Raw genomic sequence first — 25,003 nt, 5'->3', positions numbered from 1 at the left:
TCGCAAGGAAGCTCCTCGTCGTCCTAAACGCCATCATCCGTGATAAAAAAGCTTTCGCATGAACACAGTTGCCATGCCGTGACCTTGGCCAAAGGGTACAGCGGAGCAGAATTCTGCATCGTGGCCGCTGCTTTGATGTCGCGGCATGGATCCTCGGGTCTGCGCTGCGTCGCTGCGCCCCTTGCTTCGCCCGTGGATGACAAAGCGATACACCGCATTGTTTCACGTGAGTCATTTTCCGATGCAGAACTGCGAGAAGATCACGTCCAGCATGTCCTCGACATCGATGGCGCCGACGATTCGGCCTAGGCGGTCTGCTGCAAGCCGCAATTCCTCGGCGCGCAATTCCTGCCCGATGGTCTGGCCGCCGGTTGCGCGAAGCAGGTGCCTATTCGCTGTGCCAAGCAATTCGACGTGGCGTAGGCGCGACGGCAACACATCGCCGCTGCCGGCTGCTTCCGCCGCCCGCCGGCCAATTTCCTCTAGCAGTTCGTCCACGCCGGCTCCGTTCTTCACCGAAATGATGAGGTCATAGTCCGCGGCCGCATCGCTTGCAGCACGGCTCTCCAGCAGATCGAGCTTGGTGCCGACACGCAAGATCGGCGCTTCGGTCGGCGGCGAACCGATCTCCCTGGGATCGGCGACATCCCTGAGCAACAGCAACAGATCGGCACCATGCGCCTTGGCCCGGGCCTTCTCGATGCCGATCGCCTCGACCTTGCCCGGCGCATCGCGCAGCCCGGCCGTATCTGTAAGCCGGACCCGCAGCCCCTGGAGATCAAGTGTCACTTCAAGCAGATCCCGCGTCGTGCCGGGTTCATCCGTTACTATAGCGGCATCCCGCCGGGCCAGGGCATTGAACAGACTCGACTTACCGGCGTTGGGCGCGCCAAGGATAACGACCTCGAAGCCGTCGCGAATGATCTCGGCGGCGCGAAACCCGGCGATGTGGCGATCGATGTCGCCGATCATGGTCGTGACATCAGACCAGACCGTATCCGAAACGGAACCGGGGACATCGTCCTCATCGGCGAAATCGATTTCCGCCTCGATCATGGCCCGGGCATAGATCAGTCTGCGGCGCCAGCCAAGATAGAGTTCGCTCTGGACGCCTTCGGCATTTTGAACGGCAAAACGCCGCTGCGCCTCGGTCTCCGCATTGACGAGATCCGCCAACGCCTCGGTCTCGACCAGGTCGACCTTGCCGTTGAGAAAGGCGCGGCGCGTGAATTCACCTGGTTCCGCGTGCCTGACGCCGTCAAAGCCTGCGATCGTCTCAAGCATTTTTGCCACAACGGCACGACCGCCGTGAACATGGAATTCCGCAACGTCCTCGCCGGTGAAACTGGTCGGACCGCGAAAGAAAAGGACCAGGCCGGTGTCGAGCACGATCCCGTCGGGTGCCCTGAATCGGCGCAGAACTGCCGAGCGGTCCTTAACCATGCCGCCGGTAATCGTTTCGACCACGAATCGAGTTTGCGGGCCTGAAATGCGGATGACGGCAACGCCGGCCGGAAGCCGGCCGCTCGACAGCGCTACGATGGAATCGCCTGAAATCATTTGCCCGCTCTACCGAACCGCCCTAACTTCACGCTCATCCGACCACCCGAGTTTGCCCATCGTGACGTTGCCCGCGCAAAATCTGCTTGCCGAAGAAGCCAGCCCCTATCTGCAGCAGCACAGCGGCAATCCCGTCCACTGGCGGGCCTGGTCGCCGGCCTCGCTCGAGGAGGCAAAGGCGCTGGACAGGCCGATCCTGCTCTCGGTCGGCTATGCCGCCTGCCATTGGTGCCATGTCATGGCGCATGAAAGCTTCGAGAACGACGGTGTCGCCGCCGTCATGAACCGTCTGTTCGTCAATATCAAGGTCGACCGCGAGGAACGTCCCGACATCGACCAGATCTATATGGCGGCGCTCTCCGCAATGGGCGAGCAAGGCGGCTGGCCGCTGACCATGTTCCTGACGCCGGACGGCAAACCGTTCTGGGGCGGCACCTATTTTCCGCGCGAGCCACGCTATGGCCGCCCCGGTTTCATCCAGGTGATGGAGGCGGTGGACAAGGCCTGGCGCGAGAAGCGGGCGAGTCTCAACCAGAGTGCCGACGGCCTGACGACACATGTCGAGGCCCGGCTCGCCGGCTCGCATGCAAAAGCAGGGCTTGATCGCGACACGCTGGCGGAATTGGCCAAGGGCATAGACGGCATGATCGACCGCGATCTGGGCGGCTTGCGCGGCGCGCCGAAATTTCCCAATGCACCGTTCATGCAAACGCTGTGGCTGTCCTGGCTGCGCGACGGCAACGCCAGCCATCGCGACGACGTTCTCAACAGCCTCGAACAGATGGTCAGCGGCGGCATCTACGACCATATCGGCGGCGGGCTCAGCCGTTACTCGACCGACGCCGAATGGCTGGTGCCGCATTTCGAAAAGATGCTTTACGACAATGCCCAGCTGATCCGCTTTTGCAACTGGGCCTATGCCGCAAGCGGCAACGAGTTGTTCCGGGTCCGAATCAAAGAGACGATCGGCTGGCTGCTGCGCGAAATGCGCGTCGACGGCGGCGCCTTTGCCGCCAGTCTCGACGCCGACAGCGACGGCGAGGAAGGGCTGTTCTACACCTGGAGCCAAGACGAGATCGAGGCCGCACTCGGCGACGATTCCGCCTTGTTTTTCAATCACTTCACGCTCTCCAGCCCGCATGGTTGGGAAGGCAAGCCGGTTGTCCACCAGACGAGGGCCCAGCAATCGCAATATGTGATCGATCGTGAAGAGGTCAGCCCGCTCAAGGGGAAACTCCTTGCGGTCCGGGAAGAGCGGGTCAGGCCCGGCCTTGACGCAAAGATCCTCACCGACTGGAACGGCCAGATGATCGCAGCCTTTGCTGAGGCCGGTCGGTCGCTGGCGCGGCCTGACTGGATCGACGCGGCGACAAAAGCCTTCGCCCATATCAGCTCTGCCAGCCGCGACGGCCGCTTGCCGCACTCGATGCTCGGCGCCAGAAAACTGTTCCCTGCTCTGTCCACCGACTATGCCGCCATGACCAACGCAGCCATCTCGCTGTTCGAGGCCACTGGGGATTGGAGTTATGTCGACCTGGCCGGCCAGTTCGTCGAGCAACTCGACCATTGGCACGCCGATGCCGAGAAGACCGGCTACTATCTGACGGCTTCGGACAGCGCTGACGTGCCGATCCGCATCAGGGGCGACGTCGATGAAGCCATTCCGTCCGCCACCGGCCAGATCATCGAGGCACTGGTCCGGCTCGCCTCCGTCACCGGCGATCTCGAGCTGCACGAGAAAGCCTGGGAGGTCGCCGAACATGCCGCCGGCCGTGCCGCAAACCAGACCTATGGCCAGGCCGGCATCGTCAATGCCTGCGCGCTTGCGATCGAGCCGCTCAAGCTGGTCATCGTTGATGCGCTCAACGATCCAAAGCTCGTTCCGGTTGCGAATCGAAATCCGGATCCACGCCGCGTCGACATCCTCGTGCCGATCGGTACGGGAGCGAATCGAGCCTTGCTGCCCGCAGGAATCCTGCCGCCGACCAACCGCTTAAGCGCGTGGTTCTGCACTGGTCAGGTTTGCCTTTCCCCGATGACGGATCCGGAAGAGCTGGAGCGCCTTTTGCGCCGAGAATGATCAGGCGCCGTGCGCGGGATCGGGCAGCGCCTCGGTCGCAGCTTGCCGGGGCTTGAACAGCAAATCCCTGGCAGCAACCACCGCGCCAATGGTGATCAGCACGCAGGCGAGCGCCAGCGCCCAGTGGAAGACGCCAAAGCCTGCCAGCAGCAGCACGATGACCGAAAACAGCGGTGCGGCGTAGGACAAGGCGCCAAGGATCATGATGTCCCCGTGCTTGCAGCCAAAATCCCAGGCGTAGAAGCCGGCTCCCAGAGGAATCGTGCCCAGAATGACGATAGCCGTCCACTGCGTCGGCGTCTGCGGCCAGACCGTGGTCTCGAGCATCAGGTGCAGCGAGAAAGCGACCGCCGCCGTGATGAAGCAATAACCGGCCACGACATCCGTCGGCACCTGGCCGAAGCGGCGCGACAGCACGGAATAGCCAGCCCAGATGAAGGCGCAGAACAGCGCGATGACATGGCCCTTCATCACCCCATTGGCTAGGCCGACATTGCCGCCCTTGGTGATCACCACGATGGCGCCGGCAAGCCCTAGAACGACGCCCACGACGTGGTGAGCCTTCAGCCTTTCACCGGGCAGGAAGGCTGCAAAGACGACGATCAGCAATGGCCAGAGATAGGCGATCAGGCTGACCTCGACCGGCGGCGCCGACTGGATCGCAAAGAAATAGGCGCAGTGGTAGATGCACAGTCCCGCCGTGCCGATCGCCCAGACCGGCCATGGCTGCCGCAGCGATCGGATCGCGCCTGGGCGGAAGATCCAGCTGCCGGCGCCGACCAGCCCTCCGAGCAGGAAGGTCATGGCTGCCAGCTGAAACGGCGGGATCGGGCCAGCGGCGGTCGAAAGCAGCGCCAGGAAAGACCAGGTCAGGATGGCCGAAAAGCCGATCAGGGTCGGGATTGTCTTCTTCACGTCGCTGCTTCCAGTTTGCAGACACGAGCTTTGCATGAACGCGAAATCGTCTGCCGCCGCATACAGCCGCCGATATCGGGAAAGCGACTTGCCGCCGGACAATGAAAAACCCCATCCCGGTTTCGCGGAATGGGGCTTCAATACACAGACCGGATGATTTCGGCCTGACCTTTACGTGTTCATCGAATCGAAAAAATCCGCATTGGTTTTGGTCTGCTTGAGCTTATCGATCAGGAACTCGATCGCGTCGGTGGTTCCCATCGGCGCCAGGATGCGGCGCAGCACAAAAATCTTCTGCAGATCCTGCTTGGAAACCAGCAGGTCTTCCTTGCGGGTGCCGGACTTCAAGATGTCCATGGCCGGATAGATGCGCTTGTCGGCCACCTTGCGGTCGAGCTGGATTTCGCAGTTGCCGGTGCCCTTGAACTCTTCGAAGATGACTTCGTCCATGCGGCTGCCGGTATCGATCAGCGCGGTGGCGATGATGGTCAGCGAGCCGCCTTCCTCGATGTTGCGGGCGGCGCCGAAGAAGCGCTTCGGCCGCTGCAGGGCGTTGGCGTCGACACCACCGGTCAGCACCTTGCCGGATGACGGCACGACGGTGTTGTAGGCGCGGCCGAGGCGGGTGATCGAATCGAGCAGGATGACGACATCGCGGCCATGTTCGACCAGGCGCTTGGCCTTCTCGATGACCATTTCGGCGACCTGCACGTGGCGCACGGCCGGCTCGTCGAAGGTCGAGGAGATCACCTCGCCCTTCACCGAGCGCTGCATGTCGGTCACTTCTTCCGGCCGCTCGTCGATCAGAAGCACGATCAGATAGCATTCCGGATGGTTGGCGGTGATCGAGTGGGCGATGTTCTGCATCAGAACCGTCTTGCCGGTACGCGGCTGCGCGTTGATCAAAGCGCGCTGTCCCTTGCCGATCGGCGCGACCAGGTCGATCACGCGGGCCGAGATGTCCTTGGTGGTCACATTCTCGATTTCCATCTTCAGCCGCTTGGTCGGATAGAGCGGCGTCAGATTGTCGAAGTGGATCTTGTGACGGATCTTCTCGGGATCGTCGAAATTGATGGTGTTGACCTTGAGCAGCGCGAAATAGCGCTCGCCCTCTTTCGGGCTGCGGATCGGCCCTTCGACCGTATCGCCGGTCTTCAGCGAAAAGCGCCGGATCTGCGACGGCGAAATATAGATGTCGTCGGGACCTGGCAGATAATTGGCGTTGGCGGAGCGCAGGAAGCCGAAACCGTCCTGCAGCACCTCGACCACGCCATCACCGATGATCTCGATCTCCTGGGCGGCCAGCTTCTTCAGGATCGCAAACATCAGCTCCTGCTTGCGCATGACGCTGGCGTTTTCGACCTCGAGCGACTCGGCATAAGCGATCAGCTCTGGCGGTTTCTTGTTCTTGAACTCGGCGAGTTTCATTTCTTGCATAGACGGACCTTGAATAGATGGAGTCTGGGTAGGCTTTGGGAAAATATCGGCGGGATGCGACAAATGCCGGGCGCGGCCGAAAACAACGAGGGGCGGCGCATGACGGGAAGGAAGACCCGTCTTTTATCGTCGGTCGGGTGAAAGAGCAAGCTGCGTTTTGCGTGACCTATGAAGGCTTAAAACGCATCACTGCGTGTCGTTGGCTCCTGGCCGTTTTGATCGACATACATCAGAACGGCTTGACGACCACCAGGATGACGATTGCGATCATCAGCAATGTGGGGATCTCGTTGACCATCCGCCAGTGCCTGGCCGGTTTTTCATTGCGGTCCTCGGCGAATTTGCGCACCGCGCCCGAGAGATAGCCATGCATGGCCGACAGCAAAAGCACCGCTCCGATCTTGGCGTGCAGCCAGCCGCCCTGGAAACCAAAACCCTTCCAGGCGAGCCATAGGCCGAATACCCAGGTGACGATCATCGCCGGGTTGATGATGCCGCGCAGCAGGCGCCGCTCCATCACCTTGAAGGTCTCGGACTGCACCGAGCCCTTCTCGGCATCGACGTGATAGACCAGCAGCCGCGGCAGATAGAGCATGCCCGCCATCCATGAGATAACGGCGAGGATATGGATCGCCTTGGCCCAGGGATAGAAACTGTCGGGGGCGGCGAAATACAAAAGCGCGGTGAAAACGACCAGCACGGCGATACCGATCGTCATGCGCATCATCGCCTGGCCGGTGCTGTTCGTGTTGTTCATCTGAGCCATCAGCGTGTCGCGCTCCGCACCTGTTTCACCATCGCCTCGACATGGGTGATCGGTGTCTCCGGCGTGATGCCGTGACCGAGATTGAAGATCAGCGGCCCGTCTCCCAACGCCTTCAGGATCGCCTCGACACCATCCGACAGCGCCTTGCCGCCAGCCACGAGCCGCAAGGGATCGAGATTGCCCTGAACCGCACCTGAGCGCTGCAATTCCTTCGCCGCGATCAGGGGCACCGTCCAGTCGATCCCCAGCGCCGTCACGCCGGTCTTCTGTCGATAGGTCCGGTAGCGCGAACCGGCGCCCTTGGGAAAACCGATGATCGGAACATCGGGATGAACCGCCCGCACCCGGCCAACGATCTCGGCCATTGGCTGAACGCAGAACAGGTCGAAAGTTTCATCGTCCAGGACGCCGGACCAGGAATCGAATATCTGCACCACATCCGCGCCCGCCTCGATCTGGCGGATGAGATAGGCGGCCGAATGTTCGGCAAGCACCTTCAGCAATCGTTGAAACGCCACCGGCTCGCGATAGGCAAAAAGCCGCGCCGGCGCCTGGTCGGGTGTGCCATGGCCGGCGATCATGTAGGTCGCCACCGTCCACGGCGCGCCGCAGAAGCCTATCAGGGTTGTCTCTTCGGGGAGCTTGGCCCGCAACCGGCGAACCGTCTCGTAGACCGGTTCGAGATTCACGTGAAACACCTTACCTTCCAGAGCCAAGATCTCCGGCGCGGTGATCGGCGTCAGCAGCGGCCCTCTGCCCTCTTCGAAGCGGACGTCACGGCCAAGCGCATGCGGGACGACAAGGATATCGGAAAACAGGATCGAGGCATCGAAACCAAAACGCTCGATCGGCTGCAAGGTCACTTCGACCGCAAGGTCGGGATCGTAGCAGAGGTCGAGGAACGAGCCTGCTCGCCTGCGTGTCTCCCGATACTCCGGCAGATAGCGCCCGGCCTGACGCATCATCCAGAGCGGAGGCGGAAAATGGGCCTTGCCCCTGAGGACATCCAGCATGATCCGGTTCTGGGGCATCGGGCGCTCGCTTCTCCCAGCCTCTTCTATAATCAAAGATTCTTATATCTAAGATTCTTCTGATTCTAAGAGTCTGTTGGTTCTGGTGGTTGTCACCTGTCCCGCTTTGCCCCGGAAAACACCAGCCAACATATTGTCGCGTGCTTCTTTTTCCCAGATGTAGGGTTCTGGGGATAGCTCCGAATCGATCAATCGAGTCAAAGTGTTAGGCACAGCGATGAAAGGCAGGTCCTGTGGACGGACCGTAGTCGAAAAAAGCCGTCCCCAAACTTGTCCCCAGTCGCCCGACGAAGCTGACAGCGCATCGAATTGTGGACAAACTGCCATCTGATACAGTCGCCTCCGACAGGCCCGTCTTTTCATCCCGCTTTATCCACAGAAGCCCACAGCCCCAGGTGACCCCTGTGAACAAACCCCAGAGCTTCTTCCACCTGCACCTGATTTCCGACGCGACCGGCGAAACGCTGCTCGCCGCCGGCCGGGCGGCCTCGGCGCAGTACAAGGACGCGCGCGCCATCGAGCATATCTATCCGCTTATCCGCACCGAAAAGCAGGTGGCAAAGGTGTTCGAGGACATCGAGGAAGAGCCGGGCATCATCCTCTATACGGTCGTCGACCAGAAGCTGGCGCGCGGCATCGACGAGCGCTGCGCGGCCATGGGCCTGCCCTGCGTGTCGGTGCTGGAGCCGGTGCTGACCGTGTTCCAGTCCTATCTAGGCACCCCGGCCGGCCGCCGCGTCGGCGCCCAGCATGTCCTCGACGCCGAATATTTCCGCCGCATCGACGCGCTCAATTTCACCATGGACCATGATGACGGCCAGTTGCCGCTCAATATGGACGATGCCGATGTGGTGCTGATCGGCATTTCTCGCACGTCGAAGACGCCGACCAGCATCTATCTCGCCAACCGCGGCATCAAGACCGCCAACATCCCGATCGTGCTTGGCGTGCCGGTGCCGGAAAGCCTGGTTGCCGCCAGCAAGCCGCTGATCGTCGGGCTGATCGCCACCGCCGAGCGCATCTCGCATGTCCGGCAAAACCGCATCCTCGGCAACAGCAGCTCGTATGAGGCATCGGATTATGTCGACCGCGCGGCGATCAGCGAAGAGCTCGCCTATGCCCGCAAGATCTGCACGCGCCATGGCTGGCCGATGATCGACGTCAGCCGCCGCTCGATCGAGGAAACGGCGGCGGCGATCGTTGCCCTGCGGGGGAAGAACAGATAATTGGAGCCGTGCAACGCGTTGCTAACATCCACCGCCGGGAAGATTGAAGGTCACGGCATGGATCCTAGGGTCTGCGCTGCGTCGCTTCGCTCCTTGCTTCGCCCTAGGATGACGAAGGGACGATCATCTCAGCCAACCTCAAAGGCTTGCGATTCTTATGCGGCGACACAACTGCCAATCTCCGACGGTTGAGGTTAGCCGTAGACAATTCTGCCTTCGTCATCCTAGGGCGGAGCAGGAGCGAAGCGACGCAGCGCAGACCCTAGGATCCATGCCGTTACAATGGCCAAGGGGTGCGACGGTTGATAGCGCCCCACTCAGCCAGCATCTCAACCACGGATAATCAGGCGCAAAAAATGACCGAGAAAATCATCCTCGCTTCCGGCAGCCCGTTCCGCAAGGCGATGCTGGTCAATGCCGGCGTCGATGTCGAGGCGGTTCCCGCCGATGTCGACGAGCGCGCGCTCGAGGGGCCTTTGCAGGATAGCGGCGTCTCGCCCGAGGACGTCGCCCTGGTGCTGGCCGAGGCCAAGGCCACCGAAGTCAGCGAGCGCAGGCCGGGCGTTCTGGTGCTGGGCTGCGACCAGACGCTGTCGCTCGGCGACGAGGTGTTCCACAAGCCGGCCGACATGGAAGGCGCCCGCCGTCATCTGTTGGCGCTGTCGGGCAAGACCCATCAGCTCAACAGCGCCGCGGTGCTGGTTCGCGACGGCAAGGTCTTGTGGCGGCATGTCGGCATCGCCTCGATGACCATGCGCAAGCTCGACCCGGCCTTCATCGGCCGCCATCTCGCCCGCGTCGGCGCCAAGGCGCTGTCCAGCGTCGGCGCCTACCAGGTAGAAGGCGAAGGCATTCAATTGTTCGAGAAAATCGAAGGCGACCATTTCACGATTGTCGGCTTGCCGCTGTTGCCGCTGCTCGCCGAACTGCGTGACCTGGGAGCGATCGATGGCTGAGGTGTCAAAGAAGGCCTTCGTCACCGGCCATCCGGTCAAGCATTCGCGCTCGCCGAAGATTCATGGCCACTGGCTGGCCAAACATGGCATCGACGGGAGCTACCGGGCCATCGATGTCGCGCCGCAAGACTTTGCCGTATTCGTGAAAACGCTGCAGGCAAACAATTACCGCGGCGGCAACATCACCATCCCGCACAAGGAAGCGGCTTTCGCATTGGCCGAACGCCGCGACCAGGCGGCGCAAGAAATCGGCGCCGTCAACACGCTGTGGTTCGAGGATGGCGTCCTGTGGGGCGGCAACACCGACGGTCACGGCTTTGCCGCCAACCTCGACGATCATGCGCCGGGCTGGGCGAGCAAGGGCCCGGCGGTCGTGCTTGGCGCCGGCGGCGCGTCGCGCGCCGTCATCCATGCGCTGAAGGAGCGCGGCGTGACCGACATCCGCATCGTCAACCGTACGCTCTCCCGGGCTATAGAACTGCGCGATCGTTTCGGCGCCGGCGTGTCGGCGCATGGCATGGCGGCTACGGATGAACTGCTCGGCGATGCCGGCCTGCTGGTCAACACCACGGCGCTCGGCATGCATGGCAATGAAGGCCTGTCGGCCGATCCCGCCCGGCTGCCCGACCATGCCATCGTCACCGACATCGTCTATGTGCCGCTGGAGACGCCGCTGCTCGCGGCCGCCCGCGCGCGAAAGCTGAAGACGGTCGACGGCCTCGGCATGCTGCTGCATCAGGCCGTGCCCGGCTTCGAACGATGGTTCGGTGTCAGGCCGCGGGTGACGGCCGAACTCCGGGCGATCATTGTTGCCGATCTGGTACCAAAACCATGATCGTGCTCGGCCTCACAGGCTCGATCGGCATGGGCAAGTCGACCACGGCCAGGATGTTCACTGACGCCGGCGTGCCGGTCCATGATTCCGACGAGACGGTGCATCGCCTCTATGCCGGCAAGGCAGCCCCTTTGGTCGAGGCGGCGTTTCCGGGCACCACATCTGCCGGGGTGGTCAACCGGACAAAACTTGGCGCGCGCGTGCTCGGCGACGCCGCCGGGCTGAAGCGGCTCGAGGCGATCATTCACCCGCTGGTGCGCGCCGACGCCGATGCCTTTCTGGCCAGGCATCGTGGATCAGGCGCGCCGATCGCCGTCCTCGATATTCCCCTGCTGTTCGAAACCGGCGGCCGCAACCGCGTCGACAAGGTCGTCGTCGTCACCGCATCGGCCGAGACCCAGCGCGAGCGTGTGCTGGCGCGGCCAGGCATGACCGAGGAAAAACTGGCGTCGATCCTGGCCAAGCAGGTGCCGGATGCGGAAAAGCGTCGTCAGGCCGATTTCGTGGTCGACACCGGCCAGGGGCTGGACGCCGCGCGGGATCAGGTGAATGCGATCATTGCGGAACTGATCGGGGTCGGCAAGCCGGGCCATTGACACTGGCTGCCGTCTGTCAACGTCAGCGCCGCCCCTCATCTGCCTGCCGGCATCATCTTCTCCCCGTATAGTGACGGGGAGAAGGAGCTGGCCGCGACCTCGGCTACTCTCTTGCAAACGCAGGAGATTGGCGAAATCCTTTGCGAAGGCGTCCTTCTCCCCGTCACTATACGGGGAGAAGTGCCCGGCAGGGCGATGAGGGGCAGCGCAAACCTGTAGTGATTGCCCTGATCAGCTTCGTTTCCCATTGCCATTTTGTTCCGGTCTCATGATTCTCCTCTTTTGGAGCGACTGATTCGATGCGTGAGATCATCTTCGACACGGAAACCACCGGCCTCGATTCGCGCGACGACCGCGTGATCGAGCTGGGCGGCGTCGAGCTGGTCAACCGCTTCCCGACCGGAAAGACCTTCCACCACTACATCAACCCGCAAGGGCGCGCGATCCATGCCGAGGCACAGGCGGTGCACGGCATCAGCGCGGCGGACCTCGCGGGCAAGCCGACCTTTGCCGAGATTGTGCAGGAATGGCTGGACTTCACCGACGGCGCCAAGCTGGTCGCCCACAACGCAACCTTCGACATCGGCTTCCTGAACGTCGAGTTCGGCCGGCTGGGCCACCCCGTCATCGACAACGGCCTCGTCGTCGACACGCTGGCGCTGGCGCGCCGCAAGCACCCGATGGGCCCCAATTCGCTCGATGCGCTCTGCCGGCGTTACGGCATCGACAACACCAGGCGCACCAAGCACGGCGCCCTGCTCGATTCCGAATTGCTGGCCGAGGTCTATATCGAGCTGATCGGCGGCAAGCAGGCGGCCCTTATCCTCGACAGCGCCACCGCGCCGGCGCAAGGCGAAAATGTCCGCCAGATCGAGATCATCATCAGCCAGCGCCCGGCACCCCTGCGGCCCCGCCTCACCGAAGCCGAACGCGCCGCGCACGCCGGCATGGTCGGGACGTTGGGTGAGAAGGCGTTGTGGCTGAAGGTTGTCGGGAACTAAAGTCGTTCCGTCGCGATCCTTGGCGCCCCCCTCTGTCCTGCCGGACATCTCCCCCACGGGTGGGGAGATTGGCAGCTTCGCGGGCCGCGCCTTCCTTTTCAACGTTGGAGATTGGCGAAAGCCGGGATGACAGCCGATCTCCCTCCTTGTGGGGGAGATGTCCGGCAGGACAGAGGGGGGCGCTGTCCCGCCAGCCTTTCAACAAAAAACCCGTCGCGAGGCCGGGCTTTTAAACGCTACCGAGACAGCAGGCCTCAGCTCACCTTGACCTTGGACGCCTCGTCCTCGGCCAGCTTCTGCTGGAACATCTGGGCGAAGTCGATCGGGTCTAGCATCAACGGCGGGAAGCCGCCATTGCGGGTTGCCTCGGCGATGATCTGCCGGGCGAACGGGAACAAAAGGCGCGGGCATTCGATGAACAGGATCGGCAGCATGTGTTCCTGCGGGAAACCGCTGATCGCGAACACGCCGCCATAGACCAGCTCGACATTGAACAAGACTTCCTGGTCGAAGGACGCCTTGGCGTTCAGCGTCAGGTTGACGTCGAACTGCTTGTCGGAGAGCGGGTTGGCGTTGACATTGACGTTGATGGCGATGCCGGGCGCCTTGTCGCGGCCGCGCAGCGAATTCGGCGCGCCGGGGCTTTCGAAGGATAGGTCCTTCACATATTGCGCCAGGACGTTGAGCGACGGCTGCGCCGCGTTGCCGTTTCCGTTGGCTGCGCCGACCGGCGCGTCATCTTTGCTGGCCATAAGCCTTGTCCTCTTGCCTGGGCAGCGTCGCTGACCGAATTGAAATCGGGCGTTCGCTACCATGGCGGGGATGACAAGACAAGGTTTGCCGCCTTGCTTCTCGGCTATGGGATGTAGATGGGACGGCGCCCTAATCGTCCTTCAGGCGGCGCCACGGCGAGTTGTGATCCGGGCCGCGCTTCAGATCGTCCTCGCGCGAATAGTCGCCGTCTTCGAGGTCGATGACCCTGTCGCGCTGGCGGCCGCGAAAACCGCCGGTCGAGAAATCGGTGGCGACGACAATGCGGCCCTTGAACCGGCTCCAGGCAAAATCGCGCAATGGCGGCAGGAACAGCAGCAAGCCGATAATGTCTGATATGAAGCCGGGGATGATCAGGAGGATCGCCGCAACCACGATCATGGCGCCATGCGCAAGATGGCGGCTGGGGTTCTGGCCGGCGGCCATCTCGGTGCGGATGCGGGCCATCATACCAAAGCCCTGGCATCGGAGCAAAAGCACGCCGGCGACGCTGGAGGCCAGCACGAGGCCGACCGTCGCCAGCGCGCCGACCTCACGGCCGACGATGACGAAACCGGCGATTTCCAGCAGCGGAAGCGCGAGGAGAAAGAAGGGAAGCAGCGAAATGCGCAAGTCTTGCCAGCCTTTTTCGATCGCTATGATCGTTTTGATTGTTTTGGCCGCCAGCTAGCAATCGCCGCTGGCACTGAGGCTGTTAGATAGGTATGCCTGCCTTTGATTTGAATGATTGCGCCTTGCGTTCTATATGCTTTGAATGTTGAACGCTATGCGACCGTGGCCATTGGGCCTGACGGTCCGGCCACGGGGCAGGGATTGATTGGCGGAAGATATGGGATTCTTCGACTTCGGCACGATTTTCTTCCTGATTGCGGCGGTGGTCATCTTTTTCCAGCTGCGCAATGTGCTGGGCCGCCGCACCGGCAGCGAACGGCCGCCCTTCGATCCCTATTCGGCGGCTCGCACCGGCGACAAGGATGCCGCCCAGAAATCAGAAAATGTCGTCTCGCTGCCGCGCAAGCGCCCGCCAGGCGAGCCGGCTCCCGACACCTATGCCGCGATCGACGCTTTCGCCAAGCCCGATACCGACCTCAACAAGGGCCTGCGCACGATCAAGGACAATGATCCGTCCTTCGAGCCGAAGGGTTTCGTCGACGGCGCCAAGATGGCTTACGAGATGATCGTCATGGCCTATGCCGACGGCGATCGCAAAACGCTGAAGAACCTGTTGTCGCGCGAGGTCTATGACGGTTTTGTCGCCGCCATCGGCGAGCGCGAGGCCAAGGCGGAAAAGATCCAGTCCTCCTTCGTCGGCATCGACAAGGCCGACATCGTCTCGGCCGAGATGAAGGGCGGCGAGGCGCATGTCACGCTGCGCATCATCAGCGAGCTGATTTCCGCGACCCGCGACAAGGCCGGCGCCGTCATCGACGGCGACCCGGAAACCGTCGCAGAGGTCAAGGATGTCTGGACCTTCGCCCGCGACACGCGCTCGCGCGATCCGAACTGGAAGCTCGTCGCCACCGAGGAAGAAGACTAGTTCGGAAACACGCGGCGAGGCTCCGGTGTCGCTATCGCCTCTTTTTATCGAGAAAGCCTTCGGCGATCTGCCCGGCTGGGACGATGACGACCATTCGGCGGCCTTCGCCGCCTTTCGCCGCTCGGCCTTCCATGCCTTGACCAAACCCTACCGCAGCGGTGCGCTCGGCGTCGACTTCGATGCCTTTGCCGATGCCTACGCCGAGGCCCGGACCGTTTCGCCGGCGGATCGGTCGCCGACCCGCGGGGAAGCCCGCGCCTTCTTCGAGCGCCATTTTCTCCCGGCGCTTATCCCCGCCGAACATGCCGGCGCCGGGCTCGTCACCGGTTTCTATGAACCGCAAGTCGAGGCGTCACCGGTGCGCACGGACCGGTTTTCGCTGCCGTTGCTGTCGCGCCCGGCCGATCTCGTCGATATCGACGACGGAAACCGGCCCCCGGGCCTGGATCCCTATCTCGCTTTCGCGCGCCAGACGCCGAGCGGGCCGGTCGAGTATCCCGACCGTGGCGAGATCGAGCGCGGCGCGCTTGATGGCAAGGGCCTGGAAATCGCCTGGCTGGCCGACAAGGTCGATGCCTTCTTCATTCACGTACAAGGTGCCGCCCGCCTCGCCATGACCGACGGCCGGCTTGTCCGCGTCACCTATGCCGCCAAATCCGGCCAGCGCTTCACCGGATCCGGCAAGATCCTGAGCGAGCTTGGCGAGATCCCGCTGGAGAAGGTGACGATGCAGTCGATCCGCGCCTGGTTCAAGGCGCATCCGGGCCGCGTCGACGAGATCCTGTGGCAGAACCGCTCTTACATCTTCTTCCGCCAGGCCGATGTCGAGGACGCCGCCCTTGGCCCGATCGCCGCCGCCAAGGTGCCGCTGACGCCGGGCCGCTCGATCGCCGTCGACCGCCTGCTGCATACATTCGGCACGCCCTTTTACATCGACGCGCCGACGCTCACTGCTTTCGACGCAGAACCGTTCCGCCGCCTGATGATCGCGCAGGACACCGGCTCGGCCATCACCGGGCCGGCGCGGGGCGACCTGTTCGCCGGTTCGGGCGATGCCGCGGGCGAGATCGCCGGCGTGGTCCGCAATGCCGCGGATTTTTATGCGCTGGTGCCGCGCGCGCTCGTTGCGGGTGCGGTCCGATGACCCGGCGCCCGGACAAGCTCAGCGAGGACGACCGGGTTCTGTGGAACCTGGTGGCGCGCACGGCCAAGCCGCTGAAGGGCAAATTTGGTGTCGAGACCCCTGAAATCCCTGCCGAGGTCAGGCCGAGTCAGTCGCAACCGGTTCAGCCTATGGCCAATCCCGGGGCAGCCAAACCGAAGACGCAGCATGTCGCGCATGCGCTCGACGAGCCGACCTTGGACAAGCTGTCGAAAGGCCGGCTGCCGATCGAGGGCCGCGTAGATCTGCACGGCCTGACCCAGGACGAGGCCTATTCGCTGCTGTTTTCATTCCTGCACCGGGCGCATGCCGGCGGCGTCCGCTATGTCCTGGTCATCACCGGCAAGGGCTCGTCCTCCGGCGGCGATGGGGTGTTGCGGCGCGCGGTACCGGCCTGGCTGTCGACGCCCGCCTTCCGGCCGCTGGTCTCCAGCCACGACCATGCCGCCCGTAATCATGGCGGTTCGGGTGCGCTCTATATCCGCCTGCGGCGGGCGCGCCTGTGAGGAGCTCTATCATGAGGGTGGGGACATGACCCCGTTCGGAGAGAAGCTGCGGACGCTTAGGAGCGAACGCGGTGTCCGCCAGAAGGACATGGCGACGGCGATCGGCGTCAGCGCCGCCTATCTGTCGGCGCTCGAACATGGCAGGCGCGGTGCCCCGACCTGGACGCTGATCCAGAAGATCATCGGCTATTTCAACATCATCTGGGACGACGCCGAGGAACTGGCGCGGCTGGCCGAGGCCTCGCATCCGCGTGTAAAACTCGACACGTCGGGTCTTTCCCCCGCCGCCACCGAGCTTGCCAATCTGCTGGCGGAAAACATCGAGAAACTCGACGAAGCCGAGCTTCGCCGCATCACCGCATCGATCCGCGCGGCGTTAAACCAGCGGCCATAGTCTGACGGTCCGAGCGTGATGCAAGTTCGCCTGCTTCAGAAGGAAACTGCCCGCCGGCGGACCGCCAGCGGGCACAGTGGTGAGATTATTTCTTGCCGGCCGTGCCGCCATTTCCGCCCCGGCCGTGATCGCCATTACCGCCATGGCCATTGTTTCCGCCACCCAGGCAGTCCGACGCCCCGGCATCACCGCAACAGCGGCCGGCCCAGAGGTCGTTGAGGTTGGTTTTGGCACAGCTGGTGGTGGTCTGATCGGCCATGGCGGATCCGGCCATGCTCGACACCGCGAGAGCGGCAAGAAGGGTGTTTCGCAGAAAAGCAGTCATCTGAAGTCTCCATGGTTGGTTTCGGTTCACGGCTGTGTGTCGCAGGCCGGAGCGAAATGGTTCACGGAGATGTTGAAATTTGTCGGGGGACTTCTCGATTTCGTCATCCACGGCGAAGCGGACGCGCAGACTCGAGGATCCATGCCGCGAGTTACGAACGCCGCGGCGGTGCAAAGATAAAGGTACGGTGATGCCGGCATGACAATCGCTGGCGCCTATTCCTGCGCCGCAGCGTTCTTCATCTGCATCCCGGCATGGATACTAGGGTCTCCGCGACGGAGCTTCGCTCCTGCTACGCCCTAGGATGACGAAGCGATGGACGCTTCCGGCAAACGCCGTATTTACTGCACCGCGCCGACCAGAACCTGCTGGCCACCGCGGATCGAGACCCAGCGGCCGGTGCTGTCGATCGCCTGCCGCTTGAGGAAGCGGTAACCGGTCGCGTCCCATGGTTTGACCTTGTCGGTCAGATTGTCGAGCACATAGTCGCCCTCGTCGGTGCGCACCGTCAGCACGGCGTGGCCCTCGCCGTCGGGCTTGCGCACGACGGTGATCAGAAGATCGGCAAGCGAGATGCTCATGCGTGAAAGCTGGCGCCGCTTTTCCAGCACATAGTCCTCGCAATCGCCGACGCCCTTGTCGGGATAGGCCCAGACCTCGTCCTTGCCGTAGATATCCATGTCGCTCATCGGCTTGACGGCGGCGTTGACCCTGGCGGTGACATTGAGAAGCTTGCGCATCAGCCCGTCGGTCATCGTGGCCGGCGCCAGATTGGTCGGGCGGATCGAGCATTCGCCCGGATGCAGCTTGCAGAAATCATAGTGGCCGATCGGCTGCGAGGTGAGCCCCCCGGTCGCCATCGCTCCACCCGCCAAAGCCGGTGCCACCCAGCCTGCAGTCATTGCCAGCCCGGCCGCCACATACACGCGCAGCCGTCGCGCCATTGATGAGGAAATCATTGTCCCCGCTCACCCTTTGTTATTAACGAAAGGTTAAGGGGGATTTACAGTCCGTGTCAATTACGACGACGGTCGGATTGTCGGCATGGTTACCCGAGGGGCTGGACAGCGGCACTTGTGCAACAGAATCGGCCAGCCAGCCGGCTTTTACCGGTCAATCTCACGGTTTGTCGCCGTTAAGCTTGGTTCTATGCAGGTCTCGTCCAAAAATCCGCAATTTGGGCGACCTATATTATCTCTTGGCGGCGCGGACCAGCTTCGGCTTCACCGCGACACGCTCCTGGCGGCCATAGCTGGTGATGAAGTCGACGATGCGCGGCACGATTTCGGAACGGAAGCGCGAACCGTTGAACACGCCGTAATGGCCGACCGCCGGCTGCATGTAGTGGGCATGCCTGTCTGCCGGGATGTTGGGGCACAGATCATGCGCCGCCTTGGTCTGGCCAAGGCCCGATATGTCGTCGTTTTCGCCTTCGACCGTGAACAGCGCGACGTTGCGGATCGCCGACGGATCGATCCTGGTGCCGCGATGCGTCATCTCGCCCTTGGGCAAGGCCTGGCGCACGAAGACCGTGTCGACGGTCTGCAGGTAGAATTCCGCCGTCAAGTCCATGACCGCCAGATATTCGTCGTAGAAATCGCGGTGCTTCTCGGCATTGTCGCCATCATGCTTCACCAGATGCATGAAGAAGTCCTTGTGGGCGATGATGTGGCGGTCGAGGTTCATGCTCATGAAGCCGGACAGCTGCAGGAAGCCCGGATAGACCTCGCGGCCGAAGCCCGGCACCGGCCAGGGCGCATGCATCACGACATTGTCGCGGAACCAGTCGATGCCCTTTTCCTGCGCCAGCAGATTGACCGCGGTCGGGTTGCTGCGGGTATCGATCGGGCCGCCCATCAAGGTCATGGTCGAGGGCACGAAGGGGTCGCCCTTGGTTTCCATCAGCGCCACGGCGGCCAGCACGGGCACGGAAGGCTGGCACACCGCCATTACATGCGTGTCCGGCCCCAGCGTGTGCAGCATGTCGATGACGTAGTCGATGTAGTCGTCGAGATCGAATTGGCCGTCGGCCAGCGGCACCATGCGGGCATCGACCCAGTCGGTGATGTGCACGTCGGCATAGGGCAGCATGGCTTCGACCGTGCCGCGCAGCAGCGTCGCATAGTGGCCCGACATCGGCGCCACGATCAGAAGCTTCGGATCGGGCTTGCGCCCGGCGGGGACAGTGCGCTCGAAGCGGACGAGATTGCAGAACGGCTTCGACCAGACGGTCTTTTCAGTGACCTCGACGCTCTTCCAGTCGACCACGGTCTTGGTCAGGCCGAAGGTCGGCTTGCCGTAGCGGCGCGTGGTGCGCTCGAACAGTTCGGCGGTCGCCGCGACCGAACGACCCCAGGGCGTGTGCGAAAACGGATTGAGCGGATTGGTGTAGAGCAGGCGCACGGCGTCGGCATAGAGACGCGCCGGCTGCAAGGCAGCGTGGTTCATTTCATAGAGCTGGTAGAACATCGAGAACCCCGCTGCTGCCTGCGACCGAAGGGACGACGAGCAGCGCCGAGCCCTAGATGTCTCGCGGGGAAGTTAACAACTAATTGCTGCGATGCAATACGTCACGCGGCGTGACCAATGCTTCTTTGGTTCAAGCCCCTGGGAATCAGCCCTGAACGGCGCCAGCCGGCTCAGTGTGCGGCTGCGAAATGTGAAAGTAATGTGTCCGGCCCCTCTTGCCGGACACCCGACCATGATCCCAAAAGTGGATTCCGGTTTTCGCTTGCGAACCTCCGGTTCTGCAGGGGTCATGGTCCAAGAAACAGTCACTTTAGACGCGCGCCATGCAGACGGCGGTGTGGCCGGAGCCGATGAAGCCGAGCTGGCCGGCCGCACCCTTCGACAGGTCGAGCACGCGGCCCCTGATGAACGGACCGCGATCGTTGATGCGCACGATGACGCTGCGGCCGTTGTTCTTGTTGGTCACCCTGAGCTTGGTGCCGAAAGGTAAAGTGCGGTGGGCGGCGGTCATCGCCGACGGGTTCATGCGCTCGCCCGATGCGGTCTTCGAGTGCAGGGCGTACCACGAAGCGCGGCCGCATTGGCCGGCGGTTGCCGAAGATGCGCCGACCATCAGGCCAGCAGCGATCGTTACCGCGACAAGCGCGGTCTGTTTTGAGTTCTTCATATTTGAGGGATGGCTCCGTTTTTGACAGTCCCCAGCCGTTAGGAGCCAAATAAGGCAGGAAATGCGGCAATCATCTGTCGGTTCCGTGGCAATGGCACACGTTTGGAGTCGCTAGGTAACAGTCTGTCAGGGATTTTCCGGTGCGCGAGGATCAGTCAATGATGATCTTTGTCCTGCTGTCAGGCATTTGTTGACAAGATCGAACATTAATATCCAAGTAGAGTCCGACACGGTCGGGCCACTTCCTTCGGCTCTTTTATCGCGGCCCCGATGCTGCAACCAATTGACTTCAAAAGGGGAGATCCGGCAATGAGGCTGACCAAAAATCTGCTGGCGTTGATTGTGCTTGCCGTCGGCGCGCTATGGTCGCTGCAAGGCATCGGCGTGGTCGGCGGCAGCTTCATGACCGGCCAGTCGCAATGGCTCTATATCGGTGTCGTCACCATGCTGGTCGGGCTGGTGGGATTGGTGTGGGCGAACCGGTAGGGGGTGTGAGCTTCGAAGAAAGGTCGCCCCCCACTCCGTCGAGCTTCGCTCGCCACCTCTCCCCCGATCGACGGGGGAGAGGAAAGGCGCGAGCTTGCCGACCCAGGCCCCTTTCCTCTCCCTCCGGAGGGGGGAGAGGTGGCGCTGCGGAGCAGCGACGGAGTGGGGGAAGCCGCTCACCAATTGCGCCGCCGCCCCCGACAGCCTACCCGAAAAGCCGATCCAGTATCTTGCCCTCCAGCCGGGCCAGCTCCACCGAACCACGCCGGCGCGGCCGTTCCACGGGCACATCCAGATCAAGCGCGATCCGGCCTTCGCTGATCACCACGACCCGGTCGGCCAGCGCGACGGCTTCGGCGACATCATGCGTGACCAGCACGGCCGTGAACTTCTGCGCGATCCAGATGCGTTCCAGAAGCTGCTGCATCTCGATGCGCGTCAGGGCGTCGAGTGCGCCGAGCGGCTCGTCGAGCGCCAGGATCTGCGGGTGGCCGACCAGCGCGCGGGCCAGCGCCACGCGCTGCTTCTGACCTCCGGACAGCACCGAAGGCCATTCGTCGGCCCGATCGGCAAGCCCGACCTCGCCGAGAATGTCGAGCGCGCGTTGCCTTGCTTCCGCGCCGGAAGCAATCCCGGTCAGCCCGACCTCGACGTTTTTCACCACGCTGGCCCAGGGCAGGAGCCGTGGCTCCTGGAACATGAAGCGCGTGCGGCTGTGTCCTTCCTCTTCGACGCCGAATGTCAGCGATCCCGATGTCGGCCGGTCGAGCCCGGCCAGAAGCCGCAAAAGCGTGCTCTTGCCGCAGCCGCTCTTGCCGATGACGGCAAGGAACTGCCCGGCCGGCACGTCCAGATCGATGCCGTCGAGCACGGTCTTGTCGCCGAAGCGCTTGCCGGCTTGCCTGAAGGCAAAGGCCCGCTGCCCTTCGACGGAGCCGATCGGCCGCACCGGCGTGGCGACGAAGGAACGGGCTGCGGTCAGGCTGGCGGCGGTCATGGGCAATCTCTCATCCGTTCTGGAAGGCCGGATGCCAGCCGAGCGACAGCCGCTCGAGCAGGCGGGCGAGGCTGTCGGCGAGCTTGCCGAGCAGCGCGTAGATCAGGATCGACAGCACGACGACGTCGATCAGCAGGAATTCGCGCGCCTGCATGGCCATGTAGCCGAGGCCGGAACTGGCCGAGATGGTTTCGGCGACGATCAGCGTCAGCCACATGATGCCCAGGGCATAGCGCAGGCCGACGAAGATCGCCGGCAGCGCACCGGGCAGGATCACGCGGAAGAACAGGGCGCGTCGGTCCATGCCGTAGACGCGGCCCATCTCGACCAGCTGCGGGTCGACGCTCTGGATGCCGAGCAGCGTGTTGACGTAGATCGGAAAGAACACGCCGAGCGCCACCAGGAACAGTTTGGCTTCCTCGTCGATGCCGAACCACAGGATGACCAGCGGGATCAGCGCCAGATGCGGAATGTTGCGGATCATCTGCAGCGTCGTGTCGGTCAGGCCGCGGCTGAGCGTCGACAGCCCGTTGGCAAGGCCAAGCGCAAAGCCGATCGAGCCGCCGACGGCAAAGCCGGCAAGGGCGCGCGCGGTCGAGACCCCGATGTTGCGGATCAGTTCGCCCGACAGCGTCAGCCGCCAGAAGGCCTCGGCGACCGCGCTTGGCGCCGGCAGCACGTTGGCCGGCATGACGCCGGCGCGGCTGGCAATCTCCCAGCCGGCAATCACCAGCGCCGGGAGCAGCCAGCCGATGGCATTGCCATGCACGCGCGTGGAAAAGCTCATGACGAAGCCTGCAGGCGGTTGGCGCCATGGAAGCCGACCGAGAATTCGTTGGCGATGTTCTCATGCGCCCGCTGCCGCCTGGTGCCGAGCCCGAGCTTTGGAAACAGAAGTTCGGCGACACGGTAGGCTTCCTCGAGATGCGGATAGCCCGAGCCGATGATGGTATCGATGCCGATCGCCTGGTACTCGCGGATGCGCTCGGTGATCTGCTCCGCCGTGCCGACCAGTGCCGTGCCGGCGCCGCCACGCACCAGCCCGACACCGGCCCACAGATTGGGCGACACGACCAGCTTGTCGCGGCGGCCGCCATGCAGCTCGGCCATGCGGCGCTGGCCGAGCGAGTCCATCTGGTTGAGGAAGCGCGCCTGCGCGTTTTCGATCTGCGCGTCGGTGACATGGCTGATCAGCCGGTCGGCGGCGCGCCAGGCTTCGTCCTCGGTCTCGCGGACGATGAAATGCAGTCTGATGCCGAAGCGCAGTTTTCTGCCGCGCAGTGCCGCCTTTGCGCGCGCCGCGGCCAGCTTCTCGGCAACCTGCGCCGGCGGCTCGCCCCAGGTAAGATACATGTCGACGAGGTCGGCGGCGAGGTCCTGGCCTGCGTCCGACGACCCGCCGAAATAGAGCGGCGGCCGCTCCTGGTGCGGCAGAAGGTCGAGGCGGCCACTCTCGACGCGGTAATATTTGCCGTCGAAATTGACCCGCTGGCCCGACACCAGGCCGCGCCAGATGGTCAGGAACTCATGCGCCTGGGCATAGCGCTCGTCATGCGGCAGGAAGACGCCGTCGCCGGCGAGCTCGGTCGGGTTGCCGCCGACCACGACATTGAGCAGCAGGCGGCCATTGCTCAAGCGATCGAGGGCGGCGGTCTGGCGCGCGGCGAAAGTCGGCAGCGTGACGCCCGGCCGCAGCGCAACGAGAAACTTCAGCTTTTCGGTCAGCGTCGCGAGACCTGTCGCGGTGATCCAGGAATCCTCGCAGTTCTGACCCGTGGGCAGCAGCACGCCGGGAAAGCCGAGCCGGTCGACCGCTTGCGCGATCTCCTTGAAGTAACCGAATTCAGGCGGCCGCTGCTGCTCCTCGGAGCCGAGATAGGAGCCATCGCCATGCGTCGGGATGAACCAGAAGAAATCGAGCGGTGCGGTGCTGGCAGGCGCGGTCATGTCTGGCTCAGTCACGGGCGGATCTCCTGGAGATATGGGTGCAAACGCAAATGGCGCCGGGCGTTCTCACCCGGCGCCGTCAGGGGACAAGTTAGTTGCCGGGTGCTGTCCACACCGCGTCGGAGATGCGGACCGCTTTCGGGATCAGCCCGAGCTTGTAGAAGCGGTCGGCGGTCGCCTGCTGGCCGGCGACGATCTCGTCGGTGATCGCAAAGATGCCGAATTTGGTGCGGTTGGCGGCGATCGTCTGCGCGTCGAGCGGCACACCGGTCACCTCATGCAGCGCCGCGGCCACCTTGTCGCGGTTCTGGTCGGCCCATTTCGCCGCCTCGCCGAGTGCTGATATCGTCGAGGTGACGACTTCAGGATGCGCCTTGGCGAAATCCTTGTTGGCGAGGAAATAGGTGTTGACCCTGAGCACCTCGCTGGAGCGCGCCAGCACACGCGGCTGATAGCGCGTTTCGGCGATGGCGAAGAACGGATCCCAGACGGTCCACGCGTCGATCTGGTCGCTCGCGAAAGCGGCGGCCGCGTCCGCCGGGCTGAGATAGACCGGCGTGATCTGGTCGAAGGCAATGCCGGCCTTTTCCAGCGCGGCGACCAGCAGGTTGTGAGCGCTGGTGCCCTTGCCGACGCCGACGCGCTTGCCCTTGAGGTCGGCGACCGACTGGATCGGCGACGCCGGCTTGACGAAGATCGCCTCGCCGTCGCCATTCGACGGCAGCGCCGCCGCATAGACGATGTTGGCGCCGGCCGACTGGCCGAAGATCGGCGGCGCGTCGCCGGTCCAGCCGACATCGATGGCGCCCACATTGAGCGCCTCGACCAGCGGCGGTCCGGCAGTGAACTCGACCCATTTGACGGTGACGCCCTTGTCGCCAAGGGCCTTTTCGATCACCTGCTGCTGCCTGGCGATCACCGGCAGGCCGGTCTTCTGATAACCGATGCTGAACTGCTTCAGCTCCTGCGCGGCGGCGCCGAACGACACGGCAACGCTTGCCGCCAGCAGCCCGATGCCGAAAACTCGTCTGGTCAGATTGAAGTGCTTGGTCAGATTGAACATTGATCCCTCTCCTTCGCTGCGGATCGGAGCCGGGAAATGGCCTCGCCGGTTGGAAGATGGATCAGGCTAGGTAGTTCTATAAATTTAGTAGAGGAATAATTTTGCGAGATGGACTTGAAGAGCGGATTTGTTTTCTGCCGGCAGCCCCAGCTTTCGTCATCCTAGGGCGAAGCAAGGAGCGAAGCGACGCGGCGCAGACCCTAGGATCCTGTGTGTTGTTCCCATGCTATGTCTGAAGTGGGAAGGAGACCGAGGGGATCCTGGTCGTCCTTTCGA

General features: G+C 63.1%; 26 protein-coding genes. 12 read left to right on the top strand and 14 right to left on the bottom strand.

The window, feature by feature from the left end; genetic code table 11:
* Positions 1–231: 231 nt before the first annotated feature.
* Positions 232–1,560 carry a tRNA uridine-5-carboxymethylaminomethyl(34) synthesis GTPase MnmE gene (gene mnmE, locus NKH52_RS33165; protein WP_352736484.1) on the bottom strand — a complete coding sequence of 443 codons (1,329 nt, stop codon included), beginning with the start codon at positions 1,558–1,560 and terminating at the stop codon, positions 232–234.
* A 61-nt stretch (positions 1,561–1,621) separates the two neighbouring features.
* Between mnmE and NKH52_RS33160 the strand changes: the two genes are divergently transcribed.
* The gene (locus NKH52_RS33160) at positions 1,622–3,640 is read left to right on the top strand and encodes a thioredoxin domain-containing protein (protein WP_352736482.1); all 2,019 of its coding nucleotides are present in this window, start codon (positions 1,622–1,624) and stop codon (positions 3,638–3,640) included.
* Here NKH52_RS33160 and yddG read toward each other — a convergent pair whose 3' ends face one another.
* The 4 genes from yddG to hemE all read right to left on the bottom strand — a co-directional run bounded on the left by yddG (position 3,641) and on the right by hemE (position 7,789).
* On the bottom strand, positions 3,641–4,555 hold the full coding sequence (yddG, locus tag NKH52_RS33155) for an aromatic amino acid exporter YddG (RefSeq protein WP_352736481.1): 915 nt from the start codon (positions 4,553–4,555) through the stop codon (positions 3,641–3,643).
* Positions 4,556–4,726: 171 nt separating this feature from the next.
* Positions 4,727–5,992 carry a transcription termination factor Rho gene (rho, locus tag NKH52_RS33150; protein ID WP_013528732.1) on the bottom strand — a complete coding sequence of 422 codons (1,266 nt, stop codon included), beginning with the start codon at positions 5,990–5,992 and terminating at the stop codon, positions 4,727–4,729.
* 229 nt (positions 5,993–6,221) lie between these two features.
* On the bottom strand, positions 6,222–6,758 hold the full coding sequence (hemJ, locus tag NKH52_RS33145; RefSeq protein WP_352736480.1) for a protoporphyrinogen oxidase HemJ: 537 nt from the start codon (positions 6,756–6,758) through the stop codon (positions 6,222–6,224).
* The gene (gene hemE / locus NKH52_RS33140) at positions 6,758–7,789 is read right to left on the bottom strand and encodes a uroporphyrinogen decarboxylase (protein WP_352736479.1); all 1,032 of its coding nucleotides are present in this window, start codon (positions 7,787–7,789) and stop codon (positions 6,758–6,760) included. Before hemE ends, hemJ begins: the two co-directional genes overlap by 1 nt.
* A 311-nt stretch (positions 7,790–8,100) precedes the next feature.
* On the opposite strand from hemE, the gene NKH52_RS33135 reads away from it, so the two are divergent.
* The 5 genes from NKH52_RS33135 to dnaQ all read left to right on the top strand — a co-directional run bounded on the left by NKH52_RS33135 (position 8,101) and on the right by dnaQ (position 12,403).
* Positions 8,101–9,015 carry a pyruvate, water dikinase regulatory protein gene (locus NKH52_RS33135; RefSeq protein ID WP_502908170.1) on the top strand — a complete coding sequence of 305 codons (915 nt, stop codon included), beginning with the start codon at positions 8,101–8,103 and terminating at the stop codon, positions 9,013–9,015.
* Positions 9,016–9,371: 356 nt separating this feature from the next.
* Entirely contained in the window at positions 9,372–9,971 is a 600-nt protein-coding gene (locus NKH52_RS33130; protein WP_352736476.1) for a Maf-like protein, read from the top strand.
* The gene (locus tag NKH52_RS33125; RefSeq protein ID WP_352736474.1) at positions 9,964–10,806 is read left to right on the top strand and encodes a shikimate dehydrogenase; all 843 of its coding nucleotides are present in this window, start codon (positions 9,964–9,966) and stop codon (positions 10,804–10,806) included. The genes NKH52_RS33130 and NKH52_RS33125 overlap by 8 nt, the downstream gene beginning before the upstream one ends.
* Entirely contained in the window at positions 10,803–11,402 is a 600-nt protein-coding gene (gene coaE / locus NKH52_RS33120; protein WP_352736472.1) for a dephospho-CoA kinase, read from the top strand. The genes NKH52_RS33125 and coaE overlap by 4 nt, the downstream gene beginning before the upstream one ends.
* Before the next feature lie 299 nt (positions 11,403–11,701).
* Complete coding sequence (gene dnaQ / locus NKH52_RS33115; protein WP_352736470.1) at positions 11,702–12,403, top strand: DNA polymerase III subunit epsilon; 702 nt, start codon at positions 11,702–11,704, stop codon at positions 12,401–12,403.
* A 254-nt stretch (positions 12,404–12,657) separates the two neighbouring features.
* On the opposite strand, the gene secB is transcribed toward dnaQ, so the two are convergent.
* Both secB and NKH52_RS33105 read right to left on the bottom strand, forming a co-directional pair.
* Positions 12,658–13,155 carry a protein-export chaperone SecB gene (secB, locus tag NKH52_RS33110; RefSeq protein WP_352736468.1) on the bottom strand — a complete coding sequence of 166 codons (498 nt, stop codon included), beginning with the start codon at positions 13,153–13,155 and terminating at the stop codon, positions 12,658–12,660.
* A 130-nt stretch (positions 13,156–13,285) separates the two neighbouring features.
* Complete coding sequence (locus NKH52_RS33105) at positions 13,286–13,786, bottom strand: FxsA family protein (protein WP_352736466.1); 501 nt, start codon at positions 13,784–13,786, stop codon at positions 13,286–13,288.
* 217 nt (positions 13,787–14,003) lie between these two features.
* Here NKH52_RS33105 and NKH52_RS33100 point away from each other — a divergent pair, with 217 nt between their 5' ends.
* The 5 genes from NKH52_RS33100 (at position 14,004) to NKH52_RS33080 (ending at position 17,278) form a co-directional block, all read left to right on the top strand.
* Positions 14,004–14,711, top strand: coding sequence for a Tim44/TimA family putative adaptor protein (locus NKH52_RS33100; protein ID WP_023813422.1), 708 nt, complete (start codon positions 14,004–14,006; stop codon positions 14,709–14,711).
* 25 nt (positions 14,712–14,736) lie between these two features.
* On the top strand, positions 14,737–15,855 hold the full coding sequence (gene mltA, locus NKH52_RS33095; RefSeq protein WP_352736462.1) for a murein transglycosylase A: 1,119 nt from the start codon (positions 14,737–14,739) through the stop codon (positions 15,853–15,855).
* Positions 15,852–16,379 (top strand): Smr/MutS family protein, encoded by a 528-nt coding sequence (locus NKH52_RS33090; RefSeq protein WP_352736461.1) that lies wholly within the window; start codon positions 15,852–15,854, stop codon positions 16,377–16,379. The genes mltA and NKH52_RS33090 overlap by 4 nt, the downstream gene beginning before the upstream one ends.
* A gap of 25 nt (positions 16,380–16,404) precedes the next feature.
* Complete coding sequence (locus NKH52_RS33085; RefSeq protein ID WP_352736459.1) at positions 16,405–16,773, top strand: helix-turn-helix domain-containing protein; 369 nt, start codon at positions 16,405–16,407, stop codon at positions 16,771–16,773.
* Positions 16,774–16,852: 79 nt separating this feature from the next.
* Positions 16,853–17,278 (top strand): hypothetical protein, encoded by a 426-nt coding sequence (locus NKH52_RS33080; RefSeq protein ID WP_352736457.1) that lies wholly within the window; start codon positions 16,853–16,855, stop codon positions 17,276–17,278.
* 161 nt (positions 17,279–17,439) lie between these two features.
* Here the strand turns inward: NKH52_RS33080 and NKH52_RS33075 are convergent, their stop codons facing one another.
* From NKH52_RS33075 to NKH52_RS33065, 3 genes are all read right to left on the bottom strand, one after another.
* Positions 17,440–18,057: a transglutaminase-like cysteine peptidase gene (locus NKH52_RS33075; protein ID WP_352736455.1), complete on the bottom strand. Its 618-nt coding sequence runs from the start codon at positions 18,055–18,057 to the stop codon at positions 17,440–17,442.
* A 232-nt stretch (positions 18,058–18,289) separates the two neighbouring features.
* Positions 18,290–19,567 carry a polyhydroxyalkanoate depolymerase gene (locus NKH52_RS33070; RefSeq protein ID WP_352736453.1) on the bottom strand — a complete coding sequence of 426 codons (1,278 nt, stop codon included), beginning with the start codon at positions 19,565–19,567 and terminating at the stop codon, positions 18,290–18,292.
* A gap of 310 nt (positions 19,568–19,877) precedes the next feature.
* The gene (locus NKH52_RS33065; RefSeq protein ID WP_352736451.1) at positions 19,878–20,234 is read right to left on the bottom strand and encodes a septal ring lytic transglycosylase RlpA family protein; all 357 of its coding nucleotides are present in this window, start codon (positions 20,232–20,234) and stop codon (positions 19,878–19,880) included.
* Positions 20,235–20,543: 309 nt separating this feature from the next.
* Between NKH52_RS33065 and NKH52_RS33060 the strand changes: the two genes are divergently transcribed.
* Positions 20,544–20,720, top strand: a complete 177-nt coding sequence (locus NKH52_RS33060) for a hypothetical protein (protein ID WP_023813429.1) — start codon at positions 20,544–20,546, stop codon at positions 20,718–20,720.
* Positions 20,721–20,925: 205 nt separating this feature from the next.
* Here the strand turns inward: NKH52_RS33060 and NKH52_RS33055 are convergent, their stop codons facing one another.
* The 4 genes from NKH52_RS33055 to NKH52_RS33040 form a co-directional block, all read right to left on the bottom strand.
* On the bottom strand, positions 20,926–21,717 hold the full coding sequence (locus NKH52_RS33055; RefSeq protein WP_127268050.1) for an ATP-binding cassette domain-containing protein: 792 nt from the start codon (positions 21,715–21,717) through the stop codon (positions 20,926–20,928).
* Between the two features lie 10 nt (positions 21,718–21,727).
* Positions 21,728–22,504 carry an ABC transporter permease subunit gene (locus tag NKH52_RS33050; RefSeq protein WP_352736449.1) on the bottom strand — a complete coding sequence of 259 codons (777 nt, stop codon included), beginning with the start codon at positions 22,502–22,504 and terminating at the stop codon, positions 21,728–21,730.
* Positions 22,501–23,664 (bottom strand): FMNH2-dependent alkanesulfonate monooxygenase, encoded by a 1,164-nt coding sequence (gene ssuD, locus NKH52_RS33045; RefSeq protein WP_352736486.1) that lies wholly within the window; start codon positions 23,662–23,664, stop codon positions 22,501–22,503. Before ssuD ends, NKH52_RS33050 begins: the two co-directional genes overlap by 4 nt.
* A gap of 91 nt (positions 23,665–23,755) precedes the next feature.
* Positions 23,756–24,727 carry a sulfonate ABC transporter substrate-binding protein gene (locus NKH52_RS33040; RefSeq protein WP_352736447.1) on the bottom strand — a complete coding sequence of 324 codons (972 nt, stop codon included), beginning with the start codon at positions 24,725–24,727 and terminating at the stop codon, positions 23,756–23,758.
* Between the last annotated feature and the right edge of the window lie 276 nt (positions 24,728–25,003).

It is taken from the genome of Mesorhizobium sp. M1066 (assembly GCF_040318635.1).
Classification (GTDB): Bacteria; Pseudomonadota; Alphaproteobacteria; order Rhizobiales; family Rhizobiaceae; genus Mesorhizobium.
This window is presented reverse-complemented; position numbering and strand designations above follow the sequence as displayed.